Annotated in this window: 5 protein-coding genes; all 5 read left to right on the top strand. The window is 71.1% G+C overall.

Features of this window, described 5'->3' with window-relative positions; genetic code table 11:
- The coding region (locus ECOMGDLI_RS02430; RefSeq protein WP_143447461.1) for a calcium-binding protein at positions 1-433 on the top strand (433 nt) is incomplete at its 5' end.
- Positions 434-596: 163 nt separating this feature from the next.
- A complete protein-coding gene (locus ECOMGDLI_RS02425; protein WP_198954473.1) occupies positions 597-1,391 on the top strand; it encodes an IclR family transcriptional regulator in 795 nt (264 codons plus the stop codon).
- A gap of 261 nt (positions 1,392-1,652) precedes the next feature.
- A complete protein-coding gene (locus tag ECOMGDLI_RS02420; protein WP_088287790.1) occupies positions 1,653-2,696 on the top strand; it encodes a glycine betaine/L-proline ABC transporter ATP-binding protein in 1,044 nt (347 codons plus the stop codon).
- 1 nt (position 2,697) lies between these two features.
- On the top strand, positions 2,698-4,731 hold the full coding sequence (locus tag ECOMGDLI_RS02415; protein ID WP_088313248.1) for a proline/glycine betaine ABC transporter permease: 2,034 nt from the start codon (positions 2,698-2,700) through the stop codon (positions 4,729-4,731).
- 80 nt (positions 4,732-4,811) lie between these two features.
- Positions 4,812-5,825 (top strand): ABC transporter substrate-binding protein, encoded by a 1,014-nt coding sequence (locus tag ECOMGDLI_RS02410; RefSeq protein ID WP_088313246.1) that lies wholly within the window; start codon positions 4,812-4,814, stop codon positions 5,823-5,825.
- Positions 5,826-6,084 lie beyond the last annotated feature (259 nt).

The raw sequence follows: 6,084 nt of genomic DNA, 5'->3' as shown, positions 1-6,084 counted from the left end.
TGGTGGCGGCGGTGGCGGCGCGTGCGGCGGCTCGACCCCGCCGGCCGGTGCCCTCGTCGGCACACCCGGCGACGACGACCTCATCGGTACCGCCGGTAACGACGTCATCTGGTCGCTCGGCGGGGACGACACCGTCCGCGGCGGTGGCGGCGCCGACACGATCTGCGCCGGCCCGGGCAACGACTTCGTCTACGGAGAGGCCGGGGACGACGTCCTCTACGGCGAGAGCGGCGACGACCGCGTCTACGGCGGCGACGGCGCCGACAAGGTCCAGGGCAGCGACGGCAGCGACGTCCTCAACGGGGAGGCCGGGTCCGACAGGCTCGGCGGCGGCCTCGGCGACGACACGCTGGACGGCGGCCCGGCCACCGACGAGTGTGCGGGCGACACCGGTGTCACGGTGTACCTCGAGTGCGAGAAGAAGACCCCCTGACCGGGGCACGACGCGTGGTCCGGGTGCCGGACCTACGCTGAGGTGACGCGACGGCGACGGCGGGCCTCCGGGTCCGCCGTCGCCCTCCCCGGCGGCACGGGTGACCGCCCGGCCGGGGCGCTTCGGGCTGACGCCAGGTGCGTATTGCGCTTACTGTTCCGCCATGAGCAACGCCATGGAGGGCGCGACGGGCCCGGTGCAGTCCGTGGACCGTGCTCTCACGGTGCTCTCGCTGCTCGCCGCGAACGGCGAGATGGGGGTCACGGAGCTGTCGGCCGAGCTCGGCGTCCACAAGTCGACGGCCTTCCGGCTCGTGTCGACCCTCGAGGCGCACGACCTCGTCGAGCAGGTCAGCGACCGCGGCAAGTTCCGGCTCGGGGTCGGGGTGCTCCGGCTCGCCGGGGCGACGACGGTGCGGCTCGACCTCGTCCAGGAGTCCCGGCCCGTCACGGCCCGCCTCGCACAGGTCGTCGGCGAGACGGTCAACGTCGCGGTGCTCTCCGGGCGCGAGGCGCTCTACCTCGACCAGGTGCAGGGGCCGTCGTCGCTCGCGCTGCACAACTGGGCCGGCCAGCGGATCCCGCTGCACGCGACGAGCAACGGCAAGATCCTGCTCGCCTTCGGGCCGCCTGCCCTGCTGGCCGAGCTCGGCTCGCCGCTGCCCCGGTTCACCGCCGGCACCCTGACCGACCCCTCGGTCGTCGAGGCCGAGCTCGTCGAGGTCCGTGCCCGTGGCTGGTCGGTCGCGGTCGACGAGCTCGAGATGGGCCTGACGGCCGTCGCCGCGCCGATCACGGGTTCGTCGGGCACCGTCGTGGCGTCCCTGAGCGCGTCGGGCCCGACGTTCCGGCTGCCGGCCGAGCGGATCCCGGACGTCGCCGCGAAGGTCGTCGCGGCGGCGCGGGAGGTCTCGCACCGGCTCGGGTGGCACGGCCTCCAGCACGCGACGGGCGCCTGACCGATAGGTTCTGCTCCGCACGGTTCGTCACGGAGCGTCCCTCAGGGGTTGCACGTGTCGCTGCCATGTGAACCCAAGGTCACGTTCTCGCGGCAACCCGTCGCGCAGGGGTGCGAGAGTCTTGACGTTGGGCGCACGAGCGCACAATCCTGTTCCCCTACAAGCACTGCGATGCGTCATACGCAACAGGCGAAGGTGTTACCCGGTCCGATCCGACCGCTGTGACCGGCGCGCAGGCGCCGACGACGAGGAGGCCCTTCGATGCCCGGTGACCTGTCGCCCGTCATCTCGGTCCGTGACCTGTGGAAAGTCTTCGGCCCCAAGGCCGAGGCCGTCCCGAAGTCCGAGGAGCTCTCCGCCCTCGGCCGCCGCGAGCTCATGGACCGGACGGGCTGCACCGCCGCCGTGCGTGACGTGAGCTTCGACATCGCACCCGGCGAGGTCTTCGTCGTCATGGGCCTGTCCGGCTCCGGCAAGTCGACGCTCGTCCGCTGCCTCAACCGGCTCATCGAGCCGACCTCGGGGACGCTGACGTTCGAGGGCGAGGACCTGCTCGCCGCGGACGCCGCCCGGCTGCGGGAGCTGCGCCGGCTCAAGTTCTCCATGGTGTTCCAGCACTTCGGCCTCCTGCCGCACCGTCGCGTCGTCGAGAACGTGGCCTACGGCCTCGAGATCCGCGGCATGGGCAAGACGGAGCGCACGAAGAAGGCGATGGAGGTCATCGAGCTCGTCGGCCTGCTCGGCTACGAGAAGTCCTACCCCGACCAGCTCTCCGGCGGCATGCAGCAGCGCGTCGGGCTGGCGCGCGCGCTCGCCGGGGACCCGGACGTCCTGTTCTTCGACGAGCCGTTCTCGGCGCTCGACCCCCTCATCCGGCGGGACATGCAGAACGAGGTCATCCGGCTGCACCACGAGGTCGGCAAGACGATGGTCTTCATCACGCACGACCTCTCCGAGGCGCTCAAGCTCGGCGACCGGATCCTCATCATGCGCGACGGCAAGATGATCCAGACGGGCACCGGCGACGAGCTCGTCGGCGCCCCCGCCGACGACTACGTGCGCGACTTCGTCAGCGACGTCAACCGCTCCCACGTGCTGACCCTGCGCTGGATCATGCGACCGCCGCGGCCGGACGACCCGCTCGACGGTCCCGTGCTCAGCCGGGACGTCCTCGTCCACGAGGCGACCCGGGTCGTGCTCGACTCGGACAAGCCGATCCGGGTCATGGAGAACGGCGAGCTCCTCGGGGTCGTCGGGAACGAGGAGATCCTCGGTGTCATCGCCGCGGTGACGGAGGGCAGCTGACATGGCTGTGCTCGAGGCCGCGAAGACGACCCGTCCGCCGGCCGCACCGCCGGCCGCGCCCGCGACCGGCCCGGTCTGGGCGGCGCATCGCGGGGCCGTCGTCGCCGGCGTCGTCGCGGTGTGGGTCGTGCTGTGGGCCCTGCTGCGCAACCGGTTCACGCTGACTCTCGACACCGCGTCGACGACCGACCTGCACCTGCGCATCAACGACATCCGTGACTCGATCGACGCCGGGCGCAACTCGAACCCGCTGTTCCTCTACGTCTTCAACGAGATCCGGCTCGTCATCGACGCCCTGACGAACACGATCTCCGGGCTCATCGCCCAGCCCGCGTTCGGCCGCCCCGTGCCGCTGCTCGGCTGGCTCGGCGTCGTCGCCGTCGTCATGTTCGTCGCGTGGGCGCTCGGCAACGGCCGGGTCAGCCTGCTCGCCGGGGCCGTGTTCGTCTTCTTCGGGCTCCAGGGCCTGTGGACCCAGGCGATGGACACCCTCGCGCTCACCCTCGCCGCGGTGCTCGTGTCGCTGCTCATCGGCATCCCGCTCGGGGTCTGGGCGGGGCTGTCCGACCGGGTGAACCGGGTGCTCACACCGGTGCTCGACTTCATGCAGACGATGCCGACCTTCGTCTACCTCGCGCCGCTGACCCTCTTCTTCCTCATCGGGCCGGCCTCCGCGGTCATCGCGACGCTCATCTACGCCGCGCCGCCGGCGATCCGGATCACCGCGCACGGCATCCGCTCGGTCGCCCCGGCCACCGTCGAGGCGAGCGTCGCGCTCGGCTCGACGCCGCGGCAGACGCTGTTCGGCGTCCTCATCCCGGTCGCCCGGCGCACGATCGTCCTCGGCATCAACCAGACGATCATGGCCGCGCTGTCGATGGTGACGATCGCCGCCCTCATCGACGCGCCGGGGCTGGGCCAGAACGTCCTCAAGGCGCTGCAGACGCTCGACGTCGGGACGGCGTTCAACGCCGGTCTGTCCATCGTGCTCATGGCGATCGTCCTCGACCGGGTGACGACGGCGATGAGCGAGCGGGTCGAGGTCGCGCGCCTCATGACCCCGCAGGCGATCGCCCGCCGGCCGTACCTGCTCGGTGCCGGCGCCTTCACCACCCTCGTGTGCGTCTACCTGTCGTACACGTTCGCCAACTACGCGGTCTTCCCGAAGCCCGAGGGCTCGTCGCTCGGCTACGTCGGTGACGACGTCGCCCGGGTCGCCGACTCGGTGACGACCTGGACCCAGTCGAACCTCACGTTCCTCACCCAGTCGTGGAAGGACGTCTCGACGGCGTGGATCCTCGACCCGGTCGAGCACCTCCTCGTCGAGTCGCCGTGGTTCGTCGTCTTCGCCGTGGCCGTCGTGCTCAGCATGGTCATCGGCAACGTCCGCGCCGCGGTGACCACGGCCGTGTGCCTCGCCGTCGTCATCGGCACGGGCCTGTGGTCGGACACGATGACGACGCTCGCGGCGGTGCTCGTCGCGACCGTGCTCACCGTCCTCATCGGGGTCCTCGTCGGGGTCTGGATGGGCCGCAGCCGGGGCGCCGACCGGGCGATCCGGCCGGTCCTCGACGCGGCCCAGGTGCTGCCGTCGTTCGTCTACCTCATCCCCTTCGTCGCGCTCTTCGGGGCGACCCGGTTCACGGCGATCGTCGCGGCCGTCGTCTACTCCGCGCCGATCGCCATCAAGCTCGTCGCGGACGGCATCCGCAACGTCTCCGCGACGACGGTCGAGGCGGCGCTGTCGGCCGGGACGAGCACGCTGCAGATGATCCGCAAGGTCCAGCTGCCGATGGCCCGCGAGGCGCTCGTCCTCGCGACGAACCAGGGCCTCATCTACGTGCTCTCCATGGTCGTCGTCGGCGGCCTCATCGGCGCCGGGGCGCTCGGCTACGACGTCGTGGCGGGCTTCCGGCAGAGCACGTACTTCGGCAAGGGTCTCGCGGCCGGTCTGGCGATCGTCATGCTCGGCGTGATGCTCGACCGGGTCACCCAGGCGGCGTCCGGCCGCACCGGGGGCGCGAAGAAGCGCTGAGCGATCACGAACGGACGGCGCCGCCCCCGGCGCCGACCGACCAAGGACCGGCCGCCACCAGGGCGGTCGTGACGAGGAGGATGGAATTGACTCGAATCGGTAGCCCCCGCGGGGCGCGGCGGACCGCCCGCGTCGCGCTCGTCGCGACGTTCGCGCTCGCTCTCGCCGCCTGCGGCGGGGCGAAGGTGGGCGAGGACACGACGTCGTCGGCGGCACCGGCGCCCGGCGGGTCCGGCACGGCCGCGGCCTGCGGCACGGTGAACATCGCCATCAACCCCTGGGTCGGGTACGAGGCCGACGCGGCGGTCGTCGCGGAGCTGCTCCAGAGCAAGCTCGGCTGCACCGTCGTCAAGAAGAACCTCGACGAGCAGGTCTCGTGGCAGGGCTTCGGCACCGGCGAGGTCGACGTCATCCTCGAGAACTGGGGCCACGAGGACCTCAAGAAGAAGTACATCGAGGAGCAGAAGGTCGCCGTCGAGGTCGGTCCGACCGGCCGTGAGGGCAAGATCGGCTGGTTCGTCGTGCCGTGGATGGCCGAGAAGTACCCGGACATCACGGACTCGGCGAACCTCAACAAGTACGCCGACCTGTTCAAGACGTCGGAGTCCGGCGACAAGGGCCAGTTCCTCGACGGCGACCCCGGCTTCGTGACGATCGACGGGCCGCTCATCAAGAACCTCGGCCTGAACTTCAAGGTGATCTACGCGGGCAGCGAGGCGGCGCTCATCACGTCGTTCCGCCAGGCGGAGAAGGACAAGAAGCCGGCTATCGGCTACTTCTACTCGCCGCAGTGGTTCCTCTCCGAGGTGCCGCTCGTCAACGTCAAGCTGCCGCCGTACACGCCCGGCTGCGACGCCGACCCGAAGACCGTCAAGTGCGACTACCCGGTCTACAACCTCGACAAGATCGCGAGCGCGAAGTTCGCGACGTCGGGCAGCCCGGGGTACGACTTCGTCAAGAAGTTCCAGTGGACGAACGACGACCAGAACGTCGTGGCGAAGTACATCGCGGTCGACAAGATGTCGCCCGAGGATGCCGCGAAGAAGTGGATCGCCGACAACCAGGCCAAGGTCGACGCCTGGTTCACGTCCTGACCGGCACCTGACCGCAGCCCGTCCGACGAGGGCCGTCCCGCACCTGCGGGGCGGCCCTCGCCGCGTCCGTCAGGGGGGCGGGGTGGCGGTCGTCGTGGGCGTCGGGGTCGGCGTCGCGGTCACGGTCGCGGAAGGGCTGCTCGGGGTCGGCGCCGGGTCGGACGTGGACCCCGAGGACCCGCCGTCGGAGGAACCGGCCGTCATGGTCGGGTCGGGGGACGCCGATCCGCTCCCGCTGCCGGTCCCGCCCCCGCCGCCC

Source organism: Kineosporia sp. R_H_3 (assembly GCF_002198675.1).
Taxonomy (GTDB): domain Bacteria; phylum Actinomycetota; class Actinomycetes; order Actinomycetales; family Kineosporiaceae; genus R-H-3.
This window is presented reverse-complemented; position numbering and strand designations above follow the sequence as displayed.

Excerpts from the sequence above, each read along its gene's own strand:
- ECOMGDLI_RS02420 (WP_088287790.1), top strand. The coding sequence starts at position 1,653 with ATGCCCGGTGACCTGTCGCCCGTCATCTCGGTCCGTGACCTGTGGAAA.
- ECOMGDLI_RS02425 (WP_198954473.1), top strand. The coding sequence starts at position 597 with ATGAGCAACGCCATGGAGGGCGCGACGGGCCCGGTGCAGTCCGTGGAC.
- ECOMGDLI_RS02410 (WP_088313246.1), top strand. The coding sequence starts at position 4,812 with ATGGAATTGACTCGAATCGGTAGCCCCCGCGGGGCGCGGCGGACCGCC.
- ECOMGDLI_RS02415 (WP_088313248.1), top strand. The coding sequence starts at position 2,698 with ATGGCTGTGCTCGAGGCCGCGAAGACGACCCGTCCGCCGGCCGCACCG.